At 69.2% G+C, this 20,156-nt stretch carries 14 protein-coding genes; 8 read left to right on the top strand and 6 right to left on the bottom strand.

What is annotated here, in order from left to right; translation table 11 throughout:
- Genes EV645_RS27020 through EV645_RS27005 form a run of 4 tightly spaced genes read left to right on the top strand, consistent with a single transcriptional unit; the run spans nucleotide 1 to nucleotide 4,001 of the window.
- Nucleotides 1-930, top strand: coding sequence for a GDP-L-fucose synthase family protein (locus tag EV645_RS27020; RefSeq protein ID WP_130446819.1), 930 nt, complete (start codon nucleotides 1-3; stop codon nucleotides 928-930).
- The gene (gene gmd, locus EV645_RS27015) at nucleotides 927-1,910 is read left to right on the top strand and encodes a GDP-mannose 4,6-dehydratase (RefSeq protein ID WP_130446818.1); all 984 of its coding nucleotides are present in this window, start codon (nucleotides 927-929) and stop codon (nucleotides 1,908-1,910) included. The genes EV645_RS27020 and gmd overlap by 4 nt, the downstream gene beginning before the upstream one ends.
- Nucleotides 1,911-1,913: 3 nt before the next feature.
- Nucleotides 1,914-2,711 carry a WecB/TagA/CpsF family glycosyltransferase gene (locus EV645_RS27010; RefSeq protein ID WP_242000688.1) on the top strand — a complete coding sequence of 266 codons (798 nt, stop codon included), beginning with the start codon at nucleotides 1,914-1,916 and terminating at the stop codon, nucleotides 2,709-2,711.
- 9 nt (nucleotides 2,712-2,720) lie between these two features.
- Nucleotides 2,721-4,001: an MATE family efflux transporter gene (locus EV645_RS27005; RefSeq protein WP_242000687.1), complete on the top strand. Its 1,281-nt coding sequence runs from the start codon at nucleotides 2,721-2,723 to the stop codon at nucleotides 3,999-4,001.
- Nucleotides 4,002-4,368: 367 nt separating this feature from the next.
- On the opposite strand, the gene EV645_RS27000 is transcribed toward EV645_RS27005, so the two are convergent.
- The 3 genes from EV645_RS27000 to EV645_RS26990 all read right to left on the bottom strand — a co-directional run bounded on the left by EV645_RS27000 (nucleotide 4,369) and on the right by EV645_RS26990 (nucleotide 9,483).
- Nucleotides 4,369-5,319, bottom strand: a complete 951-nt coding sequence (locus EV645_RS27000) for a type IV toxin-antitoxin system AbiEi family antitoxin domain-containing protein (protein WP_157997158.1) — start codon at nucleotides 5,317-5,319, stop codon at nucleotides 4,369-4,371.
- 273 nt (nucleotides 5,320-5,592) lie between these two features.
- Nucleotides 5,593-7,122 (bottom strand): WD40 repeat domain-containing protein, encoded by a 1,530-nt coding sequence (locus tag EV645_RS26995; protein ID WP_130446816.1) that lies wholly within the window; start codon nucleotides 7,120-7,122, stop codon nucleotides 5,593-5,595.
- 144 nt (nucleotides 7,123-7,266) lie between these two features.
- Nucleotides 7,267-9,483 carry a LamG domain-containing protein gene (locus tag EV645_RS26990; RefSeq protein WP_130446815.1) on the bottom strand — a complete coding sequence of 739 codons (2,217 nt, stop codon included), beginning with the start codon at nucleotides 9,481-9,483 and terminating at the stop codon, nucleotides 7,267-7,269.
- Between the two features lie 152 nt (nucleotides 9,484-9,635).
- Here EV645_RS26990 and EV645_RS26985 point away from each other — a divergent pair, with 152 nt between their 5' ends.
- The gene (locus tag EV645_RS26985; RefSeq protein WP_130446814.1) at nucleotides 9,636-11,258 is read left to right on the top strand and encodes a Wzz/FepE/Etk N-terminal domain-containing protein; all 1,623 of its coding nucleotides are present in this window, start codon (nucleotides 9,636-9,638) and stop codon (nucleotides 11,256-11,258) included.
- Nucleotides 11,258-12,568, top strand: a complete 1,311-nt coding sequence (locus EV645_RS26980) for an O-antigen ligase family protein (RefSeq protein ID WP_242000686.1) — start codon at nucleotides 11,258-11,260, stop codon at nucleotides 12,566-12,568. The genes EV645_RS26985 and EV645_RS26980 overlap by 1 nt, the downstream gene beginning before the upstream one ends.
- On the opposite strand, the gene EV645_RS26975 is transcribed toward EV645_RS26980, so the two are convergent.
- The gene (locus EV645_RS26975; protein ID WP_242000685.1) at nucleotides 12,554-14,071 is read right to left on the bottom strand and encodes a right-handed parallel beta-helix repeat-containing protein; all 1,518 of its coding nucleotides are present in this window, start codon (nucleotides 14,069-14,071) and stop codon (nucleotides 12,554-12,556) included. The genes EV645_RS26980 and EV645_RS26975 overlap by 15 nt on opposite strands.
- A 52-nt stretch (nucleotides 14,072-14,123) precedes the next feature.
- Nucleotides 14,124-15,539, bottom strand: coding sequence for a glucuronate isomerase (gene uxaC, locus EV645_RS26970; protein ID WP_130446813.1), 1,416 nt, complete (start codon nucleotides 15,537-15,539; stop codon nucleotides 14,124-14,126).
- A 146-nt stretch (nucleotides 15,540-15,685) separates the two neighbouring features.
- Here uxaC and EV645_RS26965 point away from each other — a divergent pair, with 146 nt between their 5' ends.
- Together EV645_RS26965 and EV645_RS26960 are read left to right on the top strand one after the other, a co-directional pair.
- Complete coding sequence (locus tag EV645_RS26965; protein WP_130446812.1) at nucleotides 15,686-16,714, top strand: LacI family DNA-binding transcriptional regulator; 1,029 nt, start codon at nucleotides 15,686-15,688, stop codon at nucleotides 16,712-16,714.
- Complete coding sequence (locus EV645_RS26960) at nucleotides 16,711-18,087, top strand: mannitol dehydrogenase family protein (protein ID WP_130446811.1); 1,377 nt, start codon at nucleotides 16,711-16,713, stop codon at nucleotides 18,085-18,087. Before EV645_RS26965 ends, EV645_RS26960 begins: the two co-directional genes overlap by 4 nt.
- 464 nt (nucleotides 18,088-18,551) lie before the next feature.
- Here the strand turns inward: EV645_RS26960 and EV645_RS26955 are convergent, their stop codons facing one another.
- Nucleotides 18,552-20,099 carry a right-handed parallel beta-helix repeat-containing protein gene (locus tag EV645_RS26955; RefSeq protein ID WP_130446810.1) on the bottom strand — a complete coding sequence of 516 codons (1,548 nt, stop codon included), beginning with the start codon at nucleotides 20,097-20,099 and terminating at the stop codon, nucleotides 18,552-18,554.
- Nucleotides 20,100-20,156 lie beyond the last annotated feature (57 nt).

Here is a 20,156-nt window from a genome sequence, read left to right as displayed (position 1 = left end):
ATGGACCTTCACGCACCCGTGTATGTCGCGGGCCACCGCGGCCTCGTCGGCTCCGCGATCTGGCGGCGTCTGGAAGCTGCCGGGTTCACGCAGCTGATCGGCGCGTCCTCGTCGGAGCTCGACCTGCGCGACCGCGATGCCACGTTCGCGTTCCTGGCCGAGCACCATCCCGCGGTGGTCGTTGACGCAGCGGCTCGGGTCGGTGGGATCCTCGCGAACCGCGACCACCCGACCGAGTTCCTCAGCGACAACCTGCGCATCCAGGTGAACCTGATGGACGCGGCTCTCGAAGTACGGACGCCGCGGCTGTTGTTCCTCGGATCGTCGTGCATCTATCCGAAGTACGCCGAGCAGCCGATCCGCGAGTCGAGCCTGCTGACCGGTGAGCTCGAGCCGACCAACGACGCGTACGCGATCGCGAAGATCGCCGGCATCATGCAGGTCCAGGCGGTCCGCCGGCAGTACGGCCTGCGCTGGATCTCGGCGATGCCGACCAATCTCTACGGGCCGAACGACAACTTCGATCCGGCCACGTCGCATGTGCTGCCGGCGTTGATCCGCCGCTTCCACGAGGCTCACGAGTCGGATGCCCCCGAGGTCGTGCTGTGGGGGAGCGGTACGCCGCGACGCGAGTTCCTGCACGTGGACGACCTGGCCGACGCGTGTCTGCACCTGCTCGAGCAGTACGACGCCCCGGAGCCGATCAACGTCGGCGTCGGCACGGACATCTCGATCCGTGAGCTGGCCGAGCTGGTCGCCCGCGTCGTCGGGTACACAGGGGCCTTGAGCAACGATCTGTCCAAGCCGGACGGCACTCCGCGCAAGCTGCTCGACGTGAGCAAGCTGCTGGCGTTGGGCTGGAAGCCGTCCGTCGATCTAGAAGACGGTGTGGCCGCCACCTACCGCTGGTATGTGGAGAACCACTCATGAAGAAAGCCTTCGTTACCGGGATCACCGGCCAGGACGGCTCGTACCTGGCGGAGCTGCTGCTGGCCAAGGGCTACGAAGTACACGGCCTGATCCGGCGCGCGTCGACGTTCAACACCAAGCGGATCGACCACCTGTACGAGGATCCGCACGCGAAGGACAAGCGGCTGTTCCTGCACTACGGCGATCTGACCGACGGCTCGCGGCTCGTCACGCTGCTGGCGTCGATCCAGCCGGCCGAGGTGTACCACCTGGCCGCGCAGTCGCATGTGCGGGTGAGCTTCGACGAGCCGGAGTACACCGGTGACACCACCGGAATGGGGACGACCCGGCTGCTCGAGGCGATCCGGATGATCGGGCTGGACTGCCGGTTCTACCAGGCGTCCTCGTCGGAGATGTTCGGCGCGACGCCCCCGCCGCAGAACGAGGACACCCCGTTCTACCCGCGTTCGCCGTACGGCGCCGCGAAGCTCTACGGCTACTGGATGACCCGGAACTACCGCGAGGCGTACGACATGTTCGCGGTGAACGGAATCCTGTTCAACCACGAGTCGCCGCGCCGGGGCGAGACGTTCGTGACCCGGAAGATCACCCGTGCGGTCGCCGCCATCAAGACCGGCCGGCAGGATCGCCTGTACCTGGGCAATCTCGATGCCAGCCGGGACTGGGGCTACGCCCCGGAGTACGTCGAGGGCATGTGGCGGATGCTGCAGCACGACACCCCGGCCGACTACGTGATCGCGACCGGCACGTCGTACTCGGTCAGGGATTTCGTCTCGCGCGCCTTCGACCATGTAGGGCTCGACTGGGAGGAGTATGTCGACTACGACGCGCGCTACGTGCGCCCGACCGAGGTCGACTCGCTGATCGGGGACGCGTCCAAAGCCATGACCGAGCTGGGCTGGAAGGCCCAGGTGCACGTGCCGGAGCTGGTTCAGATCATGGTCGACGCGGATCTCGCCGCGCTGACCCCGGAGGACTGACTGATGACCGATATGCAGACCGCGGCGACAACTGGGTCGGCTGTGTCGACTGTGGCCGAGCGGGTCGATGTCCTCGGCATCCATGTCAGCATCACCAATCCGGACCACACGGTTGCGACGTTCGCCCGCTGGATCGACGACGAGGCGCGCGAGCTGGTCTGCGTCACGGACATGAACGCGCTGCTGCACGCGCGTGCCGACGAGCGGCTCACCGAGGTCTACAACACCGCCGGGCTGACGGTCCCGGACGGTATGCCGCTGGTCTGGGCGGGCCAGAAGGCCGGGTTCGAGCAGATGGACCGGGTCGCCGGGCCGGACCTGCTCGAGCGCGTGATGGCCGAGGCGGCCGGGCGCGGCTGGACGCAGTACTTCTACGGCGGCGCCGAGGGTGTCGCCGAGGAGCTGCGTAAGGTCTTCCAGGAGCGTCACCCGGCGTTGAAGGTCGTCGGCACCGAGTGCCCGCCGTACCGGCCGCTGACCGAGGCCGAGGACGCGGCCGCGGTCGCCCGGATGAACGAGGCGCGGCCGGACATCATCTGGGTCGGGCTCGGCGCGCCGAAGCAGGAGCGCTGGATGGCCGACCACCGCGACCGGCTGAACGCGACGATCCTGATCGGCGTCGGGGCGGCGTTCGACTTCCACACCGGCCGGCTGGAGCGTGCACCGCTGTGGATGCAGCGCGCGGGGCTGGAGTGGAGCTACCGGCTGTACAAGGAGCCGCGCCGGCTCTGGAAGCGCTACGTGCTGGGCATCCCGCGTTTCCTCGTGGGTGTCCTCCGTCATCCGCCGCGTCCGCTCTAGAGTGAGCCGGTGAAGTTCCGGCGGCCGAAGTTGCGTCGGCTGGCCGGACCGGCCAGCCGTGCCAGTTGGGGTTTGGCCGACCAGGCGCTGTCGAGTCTCAGCAACCTGGCGGTCGGGGTCGTCGTCGCGCGCTCGAGCACGGTCGCCGACTTCGGTGTCTACGCGCTGGCCTTCGGCGGCTACACGATCGCCCTCAACGTGTCCCGGGCAGTCTCCACCGAACCCCTCGCCGTCCGCCATTCCGGCGATCGCACGCCTGAATGGCAGCGCGCGGTCCGGGCGAGCACGGCAACCGCCTTGCTGACAGGCCTTCTGGCGATGGTGGTCGGCCTGGCCATCGCGGCGTTCCCGGGCGTCCCGTCCAGGGGAGTGCTGATCGCCTTCGCGGTGACGATGCCGGGATTGCTGCTGCAGGATGCCTGGCGCTGGGCCTTCTTCGTCGTGGGCGAGGGCACCAAGGCGTTCGTGAACGACCTGATCTGGTTGCTGGCGATGCTCGCGATCTTCGGCGGCCTCTACCTGACCGGTACGACGTCGGCGTTCAGCCTCACGTTCGGCTGGGGACTCGGTGCGGTCATCGCCGCGATAGCCGGCCGGTTCCAGGCCGGCGTGGCGCCGCGGCGGCAGCTGATTCGTGAATGGGTGAAGCGAAACTGGGACCTGAGCCCGAAGTACGTCGGGGAGATGCTCGCGGTCTCAGGCACGATCCAGGTCTACATGCTCGGCATCACAGCGGCCGCCGGCCTGGTCGCCACTGCGGGCATCCGCGGCGCCCAGGTGCTGCTCGGTCCCGTCAACGTGCTGAACCAGGGCATCCGGATGATCTCCGTGCCCGAAGCTGCCCGTGCTCTGCGGCATTCGTACCGCCGGCTGTGGCTCGTGGGCCTGGCCATCTCGTTCGGCGTCGGCGCCGGCGCGCTGGCCTGGGGGGCTGTCTTCCTCTTGCTACCGGCCGTTGTCGGCCGTGAACTGCTCGGTCCGGGCGTGTGGACGCAGGCACACAGCGTCCTGATCCCGGTCATCCTGCTGCAGGCGCTCGGCGCTTCGAACGCCGGTGCCTTCGCCATCATGCGAGCCCTGACCGCTGCCACTCGCGGCCTGCGCGTCCGCCTGATCTCGTCGGTCATCCTGATCACCTGCGGCGTCGGCGGCGCCTTCCTCTGGGGCCCGAAGGGCGCGGCCTGGGGCCTGGCCGGCGCCTCGTTCACCACATTGCTGCTGTGGTGGAACGAGGCCCACCGAGCCATCGCCGCCCACCGCCGCACCGCTGACCCCCACCCCGCCGCCTAACCCCACCCCGCGGCCTAACCCCACCCCGCGGCCTAACCCCACCCCGCGGCCTAACCCCACCCGCCGCCTAACCCCCACCCGGCCGCCTAACCCACCCCGCCGACCCCGGCCCACGCAGCCCACCCCGCCCGGGCACTCCCGTGTCCGTCTCAGGGGTCAACCCCCAAGCAGGTCGGTTGGCCCCTCGGACTCAGGTGGGCCAACCGACCGCCTCAGGGGTTGACCCCTCAGACGAACCCGGGCCGGCCAGCGGCAGAGGTCCGAACGGGCCGGGGATGGCGATCACGCCGTACGGCGGGTCAGGCGGTACGGCGGGTCAGGCGGTACGGCGGGTCAGGCGGTACGGCGGGTCAGGCGGTACGGCGGGTCAGGCGGTACGGCGGGATCGGGCGAAGGCGGCTCGGATCGCAGCGGCGGTCCGGGCCGGATGGTCCAGGTCCGGCCACATGGTGCGCACGATCTCGAGTCCGGCCGCACGCAATCGGTCCTCGCGGATCTTCTCCTCGACGAGTACGTCGCTCGAAGCGCCGGTGTACTTCAGCCTTCCGTCGAACTCGACGACGGTGTTGTACTCGGAGAAGTCGAAATCGACACGCCCGATGATCCCGTCCCGATCGCGGTAGACGACCTGGAGCTCCGGCGCGGGCAGCCCCTGGTTGTGCATCAGGACCCGCATCCGAGACTCTCCGACCGACTCCGACCGGCCGCTCGCGAAGCTGAGCGCGGCCCGGGCTGTGGCGCTTCCCGGCCAGAACTCGGTGAGTCGAAGCAGCCGGTTCAGATCGTCCTGGTCGACGCCGCCATCGCGAAGTGCCGCATCAGCGAAGATCACGCCGGACTCGAACGACGCGACGCAGGCGGATTCGACGACAGCTCTGGGCAAGGCCGTCGCGGTCAGAGCTCCGACCGCTACGAGGTCGTCGGGTGTCAGAACGCCCCGGTGATATCGGACCCCCGCGACGGGGCCGCTGTGCCTGCGGACGTCCAGGCGACTGAGGTGCACCTCTGACAGGTCGACGCCCCACAAAGGTAGTCCGTGCAGGAGCAGGGACGATTGGTGGCTGACGGCAACGGCTCCGGGGCGCATCGCGTTCATGACGGCGTACACCAGGAGTCGATGTCGGGCCAACTCCCGCTCCCAGGGAGGCAGGCGGCTCAGGTCGCCGGCTTCGGCGTACTGCCCGTAGCGCACCCGCAACCATCGTCCAGCTCGGACCCGGTCCCTGACCCCGCGCGGCGTGTACCCGCACGCGAAGGCCTGCGCCCGGCTGAACACGCCACCCTGGCTTGCGGCGACCACGGCGAGCATCGGATTCATCCCGCAAGGATCGGCGATCGGCGCCGTCCGGCGCATCCCCGAACCCGAGCCCTGTGGACAACCCGAGCCGGCCCACCCCACCCAGGCCGAGCCGACCCACCCCACCCAGGCCGAGCCGACCCACCCCACCCACGTACGTCTCAGGGGTCAACCCCGCTGATTGTCGGTTGCGCAGGAAGAATCTTCCGGTCCAACCGTCAAGCAGCGGGGTTGACCCCTGAGACGTTCAAAGGTGGGGGTGCGGCTGGAGGTGCGGGCCGCGCCGATCCCGCGTTAAGGGATCTTTACGCTCGCGGTGGCGCCCTTCATGATGTTTCGTCCGTCGTGGACCTCGATGTGGTACGCGTATGTCGAGCCGCGCTTGAGGCCGCGATCCACCACCTGGTAGGACTTCCGCGCCTGCCAGAAGTACGACGTGTGGGCGGTCGACCCGACGTTCAGCGAACCGCGGAACACGTTGTACGTCAGCGACAGGTTGTCCAGGTCGTACACGTCGGAGTACGTCACGTAGACCCGGCCGGACGTTGTCGCACTCAGCGTCGGCGCCTTCGGTACGGCGGGAGCCGCGCCGCCCGGCGTGTTCGTGAACCGGGTGATGCCGACCTGGATCTGGCCGTTCACGTGCAGGAAGTCACCGCCGACCCACAGGTCGGTCGCGGTACCGGCCATCGCCAGCGGGCCGACCTTCGTGGTGCTCTTCAGGTTCGCGTCGGTGTTCGGGAACCACGGTCCGAGATTGCCGTTGATCGCGCTCTCGACCAGCAGGTAGTGCGTCCCGCTGCCGTTGGCGAAGCCGTTCGGCGACGACGAGCAGTCGTGGGCGTGGGAGCCCTTGTAGAGCCAGTTGCCGATCGCCTTGATCGCCTCGGTCGCACCCAGGCACTTGTTCTGCCACAGCAGCTTGCCGGTCGAGACCTGCGCCGCGAGGACGCCGTCGTAGCAGCCGCCGCCGTCACCGCCGTTGGAGACGTACACGTTGTCGCCGAGCGTGTCGATGTCCTTCACGCGCGTGGTGCAGGTCGCGGTCGGCTTCGGGATCGCGGCCGCCGCCGGGAAGTCGAAGGCCGCGCCGGTGGTGTTGTTCAGCATCGCCAGCGAGTAGTGGTCCTTGCCGTTGATCGTGCTGAACGGGCCGCCCGCGAAGACCCGGGTGCCGTTGTCGGACACGTCGAGCGCGTACACGTCGTTGTTCGCGTTCGGGTTCCACGGCAGCAGGTCGCCCTGGATCAGCCGGACCGCGCCGAGCCGGTTGCGGACGGCCCCGTCGATCTTGCCGAACGCGCCGCCGATGAACACGCTGTTGCCGTAGATCGCCAGTGCCTTCACGCGGGCCGCGACCACCGGGTCCCAGGCCTGCACGATCTTGCCGGTGGCGACGCTGAACATCGCGATCTTGCTGCGACGCAGGCCGTTGACCATGGTGAAGTCGCCGCCGATCACGACCCACTTGCCGTCCGGGCTGGTGGCGATCGCGTAGACCGGACCGTTCACGGTCGGCGCGAACGCGGTCGGCTTCCCGGTGGTCCGGTCGAAGGCGGCGACGTAGCTGCGGAGAGTCTCAGGCGCCTGACCCGACGCCATGCCCGGCTGCCGGAGCCTGGTGAACAGACCGCCGGCGTACACGGTGTTCCCGGCGATGGCCAGGGCGTTCACGCTGTTGTTGGTCTGCCACGACGGCTGCTTGATCGCGGATACGGCGGATGCGAAGCCCGGAGTCGCCGCCTCCACCGGCGGTCCCGAGGGAATCAACGCCGCGGCCACGACAGCCGCTGCGGTGACAAGGGCCAGCACTAACTTCTTCATTTATGTCCTTCGACAGGCGGGGGTCGTACAGCGCGTGCCTCATCACGCACCAGCGGCGGACATTACCGCTGTGGGAGGCCCACCGGAAGCGGGCCTCCCAACCGCGTTATAGGTTTGTGCCAAACCTTGCAGAAAGCGGCCTTTTCACTTTGCTGCGTAGTGGTTTTGGACCTGTACCGGTGTCAGTGCGTACGGGTAGACCGCCGCCTCGTCGATCCCCATGCCGGTCTGGGTCGCACCGCCGCCGGGCCACGAGTTCGTGAGGTCGTAGCCGACCCGCCACCAGCCGTAGTACAGCGACGCCTGACCCACCAGCGAGCTGCCGCTGAGGACGCCGTCGACGTACAGCTTCATCATCCCGTTGTCGAACGTGCCGACCACGTGGTGCCACTGGCCGTCGTTCTTGCCCGACGGGCTGGTCAGCGTGCGCTGGCTGCCGTCGTTGACGCCGAAGACGATCGAGCCGTTGGTCCGCATGTACAGCATCCGGTCGTTGAGCGGGCTGCTCTGGGTCTTCCCGTTACCGAAGCCGATGATCCGGCCGCCGCGGCCGACACCGCTCTGCTTCACCCAGGCCTCGACCGTGAACTGCTGCGGGAAGCTGTACCCCTTCTCGCCGACCATCCGGCCGGTGGACGAGCTGGTCGTCATCGCCGTGTTGCCGGCGATCGCACCCGCGCCGCCGAGCGTCACGCCGGTGAACGTGCCGTTGTTGCTCTGACCGGAGCCGTCGACCGACGTCGTCGTACCGGCCGCTTCACCGAGTCGCCAGTACGCCTGCGGCCCGTCGGCGTTGACGATCTGGTCGTACGCCGTCGATGCGGCCGAAGCGACCGTGATCGGGTCGGAGTAGTTGCCGCGAACCGCCGTCACGCCGTCGGTGACCTCGATGCGGTAGTTGGTGGACTCACCTGGCGCCGAGGACGTGTCGGTGTAGCTCAGCCACGGCCGGTCCCACGGCGTGGACTTGGCCGTCCAGGTCGCGATCGTGGTGTTGCTGAACCCCTTCAGCAGCCGGTAGGTCAGCGTGCTGTCGTCGTTGTCGACCACGGTCGGGAAGTGGATCTGTACGACGCCCGGCTGGACGCTGTACGGGAGCAGCTTGGCCGGCTTGGCCGGTGCCGCACCCGGGGCAGCGTTGGTGAAGTGCGTCAGACCCTGCTGCGCGACCCCGTTGACGTGCAGGAAGTCGCCGCCGGCCCAGAGGTCGTTGCCGTTGGTCGCGAACGCCAGCGGGCCGACGTTGGTCGCGCTGTTCGGGTCCGCGTCGGTGTTCGGGTACCACGGGCCGAGCGAGCCGTCGGACAGCTTCTCGCTGAGCAGGAAGCGGTAGTCGAAGCCCTGCGGGAAGCCACCGGCGCCCTGGTTGGCGCAGTCGTGGGCGTGCGAGCCCTTGTACAGCCAGCCGTTGACGACCTTGACCGCTTCGGTCGCGCCGAGGCACTGGTTCTTCCACTTCAGCGTGTTCGTCGCGATGTCGACTGCCCAGGTGCCGTCGAAGCAGCCGCCGCCGTCACCGCCGTTCCCGAAGTACACGGTGTCGCCGCTTGCGTCGATCGACTTCACCCGGGTCGTGCAGGACCCGTTCGGCGGCGGTACGGCGGAGGCGCCCGGGAAGGGCAGTACTGCGCCGCTCACCGGGTCGAGGCTCGTCACGGTGTTCTGGTTGGTGCCGTTGACGGTGCTGAACTGGCCGCCGGCGTACACCTTGGACGCGTCATCCGCCGCGTCGACGGCGTACACGTCGCCGTTCACGTCCGGCGCCCACGGCAGCAGCGTGGCGGTGTCGGTCGTCACCGCGGCGAGCCGGTTGCGGGTCAGGCCGTTCACCAGGCCGAACGAGCCGCCGAAGTACACCGTCGTACCGGAGACGGCGATCGTCTTGACCCGGTAGGACACGGACGGCTTCCAGTTCGAGACCAGTGCGCCGGTTGCGGTGTCGAAGGCGGCGATCCGGTTGCGGGTCTGGCCGTTGACCGTGGTGAAGTCGCCCCCGACGAAGATCCGCGAGCCGTCCGCGGAGGCGGCCACGGCGTAGACCTGCCCGTTCAGCACCGGGTTGAACGCGGTGACCAGTGCGCCGGTGGTCGCGTCGAACGCGGCCAGGTAAGCCTGCGCGACCTCGCCGGTCCCGGCAGCGGCGCCCGGCGGACGGACGCTGGTGAAACGGCCTCCGGCGTACGCCTTCCCGGCGGCGACGGCGATGCCCTGGACGCTGGCGTTGGTCTGCCAGGTCGAGCTGTTGACCGCCGAGAGCGAGGCCTCGGTGCTCTGCGCGGGCGGCGCGAACGCCACCACCAGCGCACCGGCGAGCAGAGTGCCCACGACCCCCAGCCGCGTGAACAGACGTGTCTTCGTCATGCTGCGATGTCCCCCCTTGGACATAAAAATGAAAACCCCAGATTCCCCCGAGAAGAGAGTAGGGCACCGGAGGAGATGCTGTGATCACATTCCGGTGCCTATATCCTGAGGCGCTGGCGTCCGAGCGTTGGCGAGGGAGCGTGAGGTAGGCAATGGAACCCGGCACCGTGGTCTGGCGGGAAACCGCTCAGTCTCTGCTGCGGCAGAAGTGGCTGATCATGGGCTGCATCGTGCTCGGATTGCTCGGCGCCTCCGTGTTCGCCCTCTCCCAGACGACCCGCTGGACCGCCTCGAGCCAGCTGGTGATCGGCCCGGCCGTGCCGCCGGCCCTGGTCGGGAAGCTGTCCGACGGCGCCGACAAGACCGGCCCGCTCGGGATGGACCTGCCGGCCGAAACCCAGGCCCGCGTGATGGCCAGCCCGACGCTGCTGGCCGCCGTGGTGAAGCAGCTCGGCATGCCGACCGACGACAAGACGATCCAGGACCTGGCGTCGGTGACCCGGGTGAAGGCGGTCACCGACAACGCCTACCTGGTCACGACCGACGGGCCGACGGCGCAGAAGGCGGTCGATCGGGCGAACGCGATCGCGAGCATCTACCTGGCGCAGCGCAACACCGAGGCCAAGGCACTGCTCACCAACCTGGCGGAGCAGGCGCAGGCCCGGTCGAAGACGGCCACCCAGCAGTCCCGCAGCCTGGTCAGCCAGATCGACGAGGCGGTCGGCCGCGGCGACAACCAGACCGCGGCGGCGCTGCGCGACCAGCGGGTCGGCCTCGCGACCGAGGCGCGGCAGGCGGCTGACGACGCGGCCGCGATGCTCAAGGCGCTCGCCACGGTCGGCGCCGGGAGCCAATTGGTGACCCCGGCAACGACCGACACCGCGAGCTCGTCGCCGATCGTTGCCCGCGACATCCTCGTCGGCGGGATCCTCGGTCTGGTGCTCGGCTTCGGTCTCGCGCTGCTGCGGTCCCACCTGACGCCGTACATCCTGACCCGCGACCAGGCGGCGCGGGCGACGAGTTCGCCCGTGATCGCGGCCTCCGAGGGCCATCGCCGCCGGTTCTGGCAGCGGTCGGCTCCGGAGCTCCCGCAGTACGAGATCACCGCGCTGGGGGCCGAGGCGAGTGGTGCGCTGGCGCGTCGCGAGCTGAGCCCGCGCGCGTTCGCCGGCGGCGGTCCGGGGGCACTGCTGGTGGTCTCGGCTTCGCCCACGCCGAACTCGGCCGGCATCGCGCTCGCCATGGCCGAGGCGAACGCTCGCGACGGCCGGGAGACCCTGCTGGTCCTCGCCGACATCGAAGGTACGCCGGTGTTGCCGCACCTCACCGGGCATGAAGGACTCACCGACCTGGTGATGGAGCCGGCCGCGACCCGGGCGATCCGGGCCCGCAAGCTGTTCCGCCCGGGCACGGTCGCGGACCTGTACGTCCTGCCGCCGGGCCTGAACCACGAGGAGACCGCCGAGGCGGTCGGCCCGTCGCTGGTCCCGGGCATCGTCGCGGACCTGCCGCCGGGTTACTCCGTCGTGATCCACGGTCCGGCCTCGGTCGGACGGCACGGCATCACGCCGCTGGCCGCCGCGGTCGACGCGTCCGTGCTGGTGGTCCAGGTCGGCCTCGACAAGGAGATGGACGTCGCGCGGCTGACCGGTGCGCTGCAGTTCGCGGGCGCGCCGGTGCTCGGCGTCGTACTGATCGGGGCGGCGTCACAGGACGAGACGCTCGGGATCCCGCTGAACTACAAGCCGCTGGACTCGGCTCCGCCGATGCGCTGATGCAGAGCACCTACTCGCGCGCGAATCGATTGGCCCCGGCGGTGCCGGGGACGGTCGAGGGCGAGATCGAACGGCCGGCCTGGTTCTGGCTCATGCTGTGGTGCCTGTTCGTGCTCGGCGTCCAGCCCTGGTCGTCGCGGGTCGCGGCGCCGCAGGGCACCACCGGGTCCACGAACAGCATCGCGAAGGGTGTGCTCCTCGGGGTGGTCTTCCTGGTTGCGCTCGCGGCGACCAAGCCGGGTTTCCGGACCCGGGTGAATCCGGCCAGCTGGCTGTACGTCATGTATGTGCTGTTCGCGTGTGCGACAGCCTTCCTGCTGGCCCAACCGATGGGGCCGTTGACCAGGTTGGCCCGGTTCCTGATCGGGCTGGTGTTCGTCTTCCTCCTGTGGAGACCGCTGGTCCAGGTGCCAGAGCGACTGGTCCGGGCCCATCTGTGGGCCCACCTGTTGCTGGCGGCAACCGTCGTACTGAGCCTTGTCTACGATCCGGGCCAGGCTTGGCGGCCGCTGAGCTCGCTGGGCACGGGGTCGCGACTGCAGGGCGTCATCATCCCGATGCTGCCGCCGCGCGTCGGCGAGGTCGGGGCGATCCTGGCCGGGTTGGCGTTGATCGGGCTGGTCTGCCGGAAGCTGTCGACCCTGCCGGCCGTCGCGCTGATCGGGCTGGGCGGCGTCCTGATCGCGGCCAGCCGGACCCGGACGTCGGCGGCCGCGCTCGCGTTCGGGCTCGTGGTGGCCCTCATCATCACCCGCAAGACCTGGCTCGGCCGGATTGCGTGCCTCGTGGTCCCTGCGTTGATCGGGCTCGCGTTCCTGACCATCGGGTCACTGCACACCTGGCTGCTGCGCGGTCAGGGCACGCGGCAGATCACCTCGTTGAGCGGCCGTACGACGAGTTGGCAGGCGGTCGTGGACGAGAAGGTGTCGACGCAGACCGCGATCATCGGCCACGGCCTCGGCAACAAACGGGTCCTGCTGACCCGTGGCGAGGGTGACGTCGACGTGATGGCGATCGACAACAGCTGGCTCGGGCTCTACTGGGAGACCGGTCTACTGGCGGTCGCGATCGTCGCGGTCGCGCTGATCGTCGCGTGGGTCTCGGTCCTCCGCGCGCCCACGCCGTACATCAAGGCCAGTGGCGCGCTGCTGCTGGCCTATGTCACCGCAGCCTCGCTCAACGAGAGCGGTCTGTCCGACCTGTCGTCGATGACCGTGCATCTGCTGGTCGCCGCCGCCATCTGCGACGCCGACCGGATCCGGCATCGAAGACGGACGGCGTCACAGCTGGCGGGCTCAGCTGCTCACTGAGTCCTGGTCGAAGCCGGACTGCTGCCACTCCGACCAGGTCATGGTCTTGCCCCGGTAGGCGAAGTGGTCCGCGCCCTGGTAGCTGTTGCGGCGGAACGTGATCGCGCCGGGCTGCGTCGGGGAGCGCTTGTTCTCCACCACGCCGAGCGACGACGCCGCGTCGCTCGTCACGACCAGGTTGCCCTCGACGAGGACGTTGCGCAGGACGTAGGTGCCGCGCGGACCGTCGCCGCGCGTACGGGACTGGATCGACAGGGCGTTGCGGTTGTCCTTGATCAGGTTGCCGCGGACCTGGACGTCGGAGGACGTGTTGACGTTGATACCGCCGCCGTCCCAGAGCGTGCCGCCCGAACCGCGGCCGGTGCCGAAGCCGTTGTGCTCGACAACGTTCTGGTCGATCACGGCGGAGTAGCTGATCTCGTAGCGGATGCCGTCCGCCGCGTTGTCGCGGATCCGGTTCCCGGTGATCCGGCGGTCGTACTCCGCGATGTCGCTCCACATGCCGATGCCGCGGTTCGCGATGATGTCGTTGCCGCTGACCTCGCCGGACGAGCGGGTGGACTTGATCCCGCCGGACTCCCAGTCCGCGATCCAGAAGCCGTCGGTGTTGTTACGGGTGACCAGGTTCGCGGTGATCTTCACGCCGGCCGACTTGTACTGCCCGATGCCGAGCTGCCCGTTGTCGGCGACGGTGTTGCGGCTGACCACGGTGTTGTCGCCCTCGATCACCATGATGCCGACGGCGTGGTTCCAGCGGACCTCGTTCGCGGTCACCTTCCAGCCGGCGCCGGCCTGCAATGCGCCGGCCTGCGGGCGGCTCGCGAACTGCTGGATGGTCAGGCCGGTCACGGTGACGTTGTCCGCGGACTTGTCGATCGCGGTCTGGGTCTTGGCCATCTCGATGACATGGCCGGTCGGCTCGTCGCCCAGGTAGAGGGCGTTGGCCTTGTAGTCACCGAAGAACGTGCCTGGCTTGAGCTGGCTCAGACTCATCACGCGGGTCAGGTGGTTGCCGTCCTGGAACAGCTGCTCGCCGAGCTGGCAGGGCTTGGTCTTGTTGTCCTCGCACTGCCCCTTCAGCGGGTACGCCTCGGGCAGCACCCCCTGCACCACCCACGCAGCCCCGGACTGCTTCCAGCCGGTCAACCGGATGGATCCACTGAGGACCGCTCCCGGTTCGCCGCCAAGTGTGTCTCCGCTGCGGGGGTGGATGGGCCGCGTGATCCGGTGGATGCCCTTCGCGAAGCAGAAGACTGTCGATGGTGAGGCTGCGTCGATGATCGGCTGGGGATCGGTGCCCACCGGGATGCTTGTGCCTTCGCAGGGCTTCGCCGTACTCGGGCCGGTTGGTCCGAGTACGGCGGCCGCTGCGGTCGGGGGAGCGGTGGGGACGGTGACTGTGGTGGTCGCCGACGGCGCTGACCTGGGCGGCTCGGTTTTGCCCGAGCAGCCCGACACCATCAGCAGCGCGACACCAGCGGTCGCGACAACCCCACGCCTCATCCAGGTCCCTTCACCCGCCCCCGGCGAACAGATCTGCGTGAGACTACCTGCTCTAGAGGTACGTGTCCTTCGCGAGGTCGTAGGCGAGTGCCTTCGCGACGGTGAACGCGTCGTCCTCGTCGAGGCGGTGCTGTACGACGAGGTTGGCGAGGTAGCCGGCGTCGATGCGTCGGGCCAGGTCGTGGCGGGCCGGGATCGACAGGTACGCACGGGTGTCGTCCACGAAACCGGACATGTTGTAGAAGCCCGCCGTCTCGGTCACGAGCTCACGGAACCGCCGCATGCCGTCGGGGCTGTCCAGGAACCACCACGGCGCGCCCAGCCGGACGGCCGGGTAGACCCCGGCCAGCGGCGCGAGCTCCCGGGAGTAGACGGTCTCGTCGACGGTGAAGAGCACGATCCGGAAGCCGTCCGCGTGCCCGAACCGCTCGAGCAGCGGCCGCAACGATCGCGTGAACTCGGTCGTCACGGGGATGTCGTGCCCCTGGTCCGGGCCGTACGTCGCGAAGATCGCCGGGTCGTGGTCGCGCAGGACGCCGGGGTGCAACTGCATGACGAGGCCGTCCTCGGCCGACATCACTGCCGACTGGTAGAGCATGTTTCCGGCGAACGCCGCCGCGTCGTCGGCGGTCACGTCACCCTTCAACGCACTCGTGTAGATCCGGCTCGCTTCCGCATCCGACAGCGGTACGGCGGCTGCGCTCAAGTGACCGTGGTCTGTGGCCCGTGCACCGGCCGCGACGAACGCCTGCCTCCTTTGCCGGATCGCTGCCAGGAATCCGTCGTACGTCGTGGTGTCGACGTCGGCCAAGGTCCCGAGTTGGGCGATGAGTTCTGGCCAGCCGGCGCGGTCGGGGTGCGCGACGGCGTCGGGGCGGAAGGTCGGGACGACCCGGCCGGGGAGGTCCGCGGCGAGCTTCGCGTGCTGGGCTAGGTCGTCGGTGGCTGCGTCGGTGGTGGAGATCAGCTCGATGTTGAAGCGGTCGAGCAGGGCCCGTGGGCGGAACTCGGGCTCGGCGAGGCGTGCGCTGATCTGGTCGTACAGCTCGTCGGCGTTGTCGGCGGACGGGTGCACGGTGATGCCGAGGACCTCGGCGAACTCGTGCTCGAGCCAGTAGCGGCTCGGGGTGCCGAGGAACAGGTGCCAGTTCGCGCAGAACTCACGCCAGATCTCCCGCGGCTGTGCCGTCTCTTGGGCGGTCTTCTTGCCGTCGCGGCGGGGGAGACCGAGCTTGTCGGGGGAGATGCCCTGGGAGACCAGCATCCGGGTCACGTAGTGGTCCGGTACGACGAGCAGCTCGGCCGGGTCGCCGAACGGTGCGTCGGTGGCGAACAGCCCGATGTCGACGTGCCCGTGCAGGCAGAGCAGCGGCAGGTCCTTCGTCGAGGCGTGAATCCGCCGGGCGACATCACGCGCCTCTCCGGCCGGCAAAGCACGATCCGGATGAGGCTGCAGGGCCTTCGACATGGGTCCTCCGATGCGATGGGCTGAAACGTATCCTGCAAAGGATTGCAGGCGGCTCTTGTCAGCACAAGCAGCCGTCCACACCCTGACCGCTTGACATAACCTGCAACCGATTGCAAACTCAACCCCGACTGGAAGGGAACGGTGGCGTGGCGGCGACTATTCGGGATGTGGCCCGGTTGGCCGGGGTGTCGGCCTCGACCGTTTCGCGGGCGTTGTCGTTGCCGGGGATGGTGAATGCGGCTACGCGGGCGCGGGTTGCGGCTGCGGTTGAGCAGTTGGGGTACGAGCCCAATCGGGCGGCTCGCGGACTGATCACCGGGCGGACCGGGACCATCGGTCTGGTCGTGCCGGATCTCGCCAACCCGTTCTTCGCGAGCGTCACCAAAGGCGTGCAGGCACGTGCCCGCCGCCACGACGTCGCCGTCTTCGTCGCGGACACCGACGAGGACCCGGCCGCCGAGGCCGGGCTCGTCCGGGCGTTGTCCAAGCAGGTCGACGGTGTCATCCTGTGCTCGCCCCGCGCCAGCAGCGACGAACTCGCGGCCATCGCCCAGGACACCACCGTCGTCCTGGTCAACCGTGCCGCCGAGGGGATCCCGGGCGTCACCTACGACAACGAGGGCGGCATGCGCCAGGCCGTCGCCCATCTTGTTGCCCTCGGCCACCACCGGATCGCCTGGGTCGGCGGACCGGCCACCTCCTGGTCCACCCAGCACCGCGGCCTCGGCCTCCGCAACGCGGTCGAGGAACTGCGCGCGACGCTCGCCCCGGTAGGCAACTTCGCCCCGACGTACGAAGGCGGCATGGCCGCCGCCGACCAGGTGATCGCGACCGGCGCCACCGCCGTCGTCGCCTACAACGACCTCGTCGCGATCGGCCTGCTGGCGCGTCTGCACGCCCGCGGACTCGCGGTCCCCGGCGACCTGAGCGTGGTCGGCGTCGACGACATCGCGATGTCGTCGATGGCCCGACCGGCTCTGACCACGGTCCGCCTGCCCAAGCAGGAGGCCGGCCGGATCGCCGTGGAGTTGCTGCTCACGATGCTCGACGACCCGGAGAGCGCGGCCACCTCGGCCGGCACCCACGGAGGACTGCACGGAGAACTGCACGGGGAACTGATCGTCCGGGACAGCACCGGACCAGCACCACACACAGAGAAAGGTGCTCTGGCTTGACCAGGCTGAGTCTCACCAACCTTCCCGTCGTACCCGCCGTCGACCCGCACGCGCTGTCGGTCGGCATCGTCCACCTCGGCCTCGGCGCGTTCCACCGGGCCCACCAGGCGGTGGTGACCGAGCGGGCGGCGGTTGCCACCGGCGAGACGCGGTGGGGGATCGCGGGCGTCAGCCAGCGCTCCGCCACCGTCCGCGACCAGCTGGCACCGCAGGACGGGTTGTACTCCGTTCTGGAGCGCGGGCTCGGTGATCCGACCGTCCAGGTCGTCGGCAGCATCCGCGACGTACTCACGGCGCCGGAGGACCCGGACGCGGTGGTCGCGCGGATCGCGGACCCGGCGGTCACCGTGGTGACGCTGACCGTCACGGAGAAGGGCTACCGCGCGTCCGGCACCGGGCTGAATCTGGACGACCCGGAGATCCAGGCCGACCTGACCGGCCGTCCGCCGCGGACGGTCGTCGGCCAGCTCGTCGCGGGGATCGCGCGGCGCGAGGAGCCGCTGACGATCGTGTCCTGCGACAACCTGGTTGCCAACGGCCCGTTCCTGCGCAAGCTGGTGACTGACTACTTCGATGCCCTGGGCAAGGTCCCGGAGACGTTCGAGGCGACGAGGTTCCCGGCCAGCATGGTCGACCGGATCGTGCCCGCCACGACCGAGGACGACCGTGCGGAGGCGGCGCGGCTGCTCGGCGTACGGGACGAGGCTGTGGTGGTCGCAGAGCCCTTCCTGCAATGGGTGATCGAGAACGACTTCGCCGGCGACCGACCCGCGTGGGAGCGCGGCGGCGCCGTCCTCACCACAGACGTAGCGCCGTGGGAGCAGGCCAAGCTGCGGATGCTCAACGCCACCCACTCGATGCTCGCCTACCTCGGTGCACTGCGCGGCTACGAGACGATCGCCGAGGCAGTCCGCGACGAAGAGCTGTCCCGGTTGTCGCAGGCGCTGATGACCGACGACGTCGTACCGACGCTGACGCCGCCGGACGGGCTCGACCTCACGGCGTACGGCGCGAGTGTGCTGGAGCGGTTCGCGAACCCGGCTCTGAAGCACCGGACCCGCCAGGTCGCGATGGACGGCTCGGTCAAGCTGCCCGTCCGCATGCTCGGCACCGTCCGCGACCGCCTGGCCGCCGGCGCCGAGCCGCGCACGATCTCGCTCGCCGTCGCCGCCTGGATGGTCTACGTACTGCGGACGCCGGATCTCGACGACCCGCAGGCGGACAAGCTGAAGGCTGCGGTGGCGGGCGTTTCCGAGCCGGCCAAGGTGGTCGACGCGTTGCTCGCCGTGGACTCCGTGTTCACTCCCGACCTGCGTGACTCAGCCGTGTTCCGCGAACTGCTGGTCGAGCACGTCAGCGCCCTCGCCACCTGAGTCCCAACCGCAGCGGTCGTCGAGGTCGCGACCGGGAGCGCAACCGCAGCAGCCCCTGCCTCAGGGCTGGCCGGTCTCATCGCGGTGTCTCCGTTGTCCGATCCGTTCCCCACCCGCTGCCTGGCCGCCAGCTCGACCCGCTCCGGACCCCGTGCCCGCTGGACGGACGTCAGCTCGACCCGCTCCGGAACCCGTGTTCGCTGGGCGGACGTCAGCTCGGCCCGCTCCGGATCCCGTGTTCGCTGGGCGGACGTCAGCTCGACCCGCCCCGGACCCGTGTTCGCTGGACGGACGTCTCAGGGGTCAACCCCTCGGATTGCCGGTTTGCCTGCCTGTAGGCGAGGTGTCAACCGGCAACCTCAGGGGTTGACCCCTGAGACGTCCGTGCAGGGCGGCGGGGCCGTGGTGGCGGTGGTGGCGGCGGTGGTGGCGGCGGTGGTGGTTGCGGCGGTGGCGTGGTGGGGTTAGTTGGTTGGGAGGATCGTTAGTACGCCGGTCGCGTCCAGGATCGCCCTGCCGATGGTGAACGCGCTCGCGGCGTCCTGACCGGTCGCTCGCCACTGCTGCGCGGTGTACCACTGACCGGTCTTCTGGAACCGTTCGGCGGCGAGGCTGTCGAGGATGTACACGTTGTTGTCCAGGCTGACCTCGCCCGCCGGGATCGCCGCGCCGGAGTTCTGCACCATGCCGGTCGCGGTGGTTCCGCCGCGCATCGTCACCTGGTTGCCGGAGACAACGATGTCGCGGAGCACGTTGGTGCCCCACGGGCCGGAGCCGCGGGTGCGGGACTGGATCGAGATCCCGTTGACGTTGTTCGCGACCACGTTGTCCCGGACCTGGACGTTCGACGAGGTGTTGACGTTGATCCCGCCGCCGTCCCATAACGACGTACCCGAACCGCGGCCGGTGCCGAAGCCGTTGCCGCTGATCGAGTTGCCCACGATCACGCCGTTGCGGCCGATCTCGTAGCGGATCCCGTCGGCCGCGTTGTCGATGATCTGGTTGTTGCTGAACGTGCGGCTGTCGTCGTACGCGTCGCTCCACAGCCCGATGCCGCGATTGTCCTGGATCAGGTTGCCGGTCACCGAACCGCCGCTCGACCAGGTCGTCTTGACGCCGCCGGACTCCCAGTCGGCGATCCAGAAGCCGTCGGTGTTGTTGTCGCTGATGTCGTTGGCCGCGATCGTGCCCTTCAGCGTGCTGTACTGCCCTACGCCGAGCTGACCGTTGTCGTGGATCCAGTTCTTCTCGAGTACGGCGCTGTCCGCGTTCTGCAGCATCGCGCCGATGGCGTGGTTCCAGCGGAGCTCGTTCGCGAACACGTGCCAGCCGAGGCCGAGAACGACCGCTCCGCCCTGTGGGGGAGTGGCGAAGTGCTCGACGGTCAGGCCGCGCACGGTGACGTTGTTGCCTCCGGGCGCGATCGCGGTCGGCGTACTCGACATCTCCACCGCATGGCCGGCCGGGATGTCGCCGAGGTAGATCGCGTTCGCGGCGTAGTCGGCGTAGAAGGTGCCGCGGGCAACCTTGTCGCGGGAGGCCACCCGGGTCAGGTGTTTGCCGTCGTAGAACACCTGCTCGGCCAGGTAGCAGATGTTGGCCTTGTTGTCCTCGCACTGCCCGGTCTGCGGGTATGCCGGTGGCAGCACGCCCGTCGTCACCCAGGCGGCGTTGGAGAGAGTCCACTTCGTCAGCCGCATGGACCCCGTGAGTACGGCGCCGTCGTCGCTCGCGAGCACCTGGTCGGCCTTGGGGTGGATCGTTTCGGAGATCCGATGCAGGCCGGACGCGAAACAGAACGTCGTACCGGCGGGCCAGTCGTCGACGACCTGGGCGGCGTTGTCGGTGGTCTTGATCGTGACCCCGCTGCACGTCGGCGCCAGCGCGGGTCCGCTGCGGAACGTGCCGTCCGCGGGCGGTGTCACGGGTGTCGTGGCCGCCTGCGCGGGCAGGGGGCCAGGGGCAACCAGACTGGTGCCGATTGCAACTATTGCCAGAACTGCTCTCTTCATTGCGGAGCCTCCGGTGGCACAGGTGAGCCCTGAGCGCACCCCCCATGGCGCGGCTTC

The sequence above is a fragment of the Kribbella rubisoli genome, assembly GCF_004217145.1.
Taxonomy (GTDB): domain Bacteria; phylum Actinomycetota; class Actinomycetes; order Propionibacteriales; family Kribbellaceae; genus Kribbella; species Kribbella rubisoli.
Note: the sequence above shows the minus strand (reverse complement) of the source record. Positions and strands in the feature narration are given on the sequence as shown.

Bases quoted from the DNA above. Each gene is read 5' to 3' on its own strand.
- EV645_RS26995 (WP_130446816.1), bottom strand. From the start codon at position 7,122: ATGAAGAAGTTAGTGCTGGCCCTTGTCACCGCAGCGGCTGTCGTGGCC.
- EV645_RS26990 (WP_130446815.1), bottom strand. From the start codon at position 9,483: ATGACGAAGACACGTCTGTTCACGCGGCTGGGGGTCGTGGGCACTCTG.
- EV645_RS27010 (WP_242000688.1), top strand. From the start codon at position 1,914: ATGACCGATATGCAGACCGCGGCGACAACTGGGTCGGCTGTGTCGACT.
- EV645_RS27000 (WP_157997158.1), bottom strand. From the start codon at position 5,319: ATGAATCCGATGCTCGCCGTGGTCGCCGCAAGCCAGGGTGGCGTGTTC.
- EV645_RS26975 (WP_242000685.1), bottom strand. From the start codon at position 14,071: ATGAGGCGTGGGGTTGTCGCGACCGCTGGTGTCGCGCTGCTGATGGTG.
- gmd (WP_130446818.1), top strand. From the start codon at position 927: ATGAAGAAAGCCTTCGTTACCGGGATCACCGGCCAGGACGGCTCGTAC.
- EV645_RS26985 (WP_130446814.1), top strand. From the start codon at position 9,636: ATGGAACCCGGCACCGTGGTCTGGCGGGAAACCGCTCAGTCTCTGCTG.
- uxaC (WP_130446813.1), bottom strand. From the start codon at position 15,539: ATGTCGAAGGCCCTGCAGCCTCATCCGGATCGTGCTTTGCCGGCCGGA.
- EV645_RS26955 (WP_130446810.1), bottom strand. From the start codon at position 20,099: ATGAAGAGAGCAGTTCTGGCAATAGTTGCAATCGGCACCAGTCTGGTT.
- EV645_RS27020 (WP_130446819.1), top strand. From the start codon at position 1: ATGGACCTTCACGCACCCGTGTATGTCGCGGGCCACCGCGGCCTCGTC.
- EV645_RS26980 (WP_242000686.1), top strand. From the start codon at position 11,258: ATGCAGAGCACCTACTCGCGCGCGAATCGATTGGCCCCGGCGGTGCCG.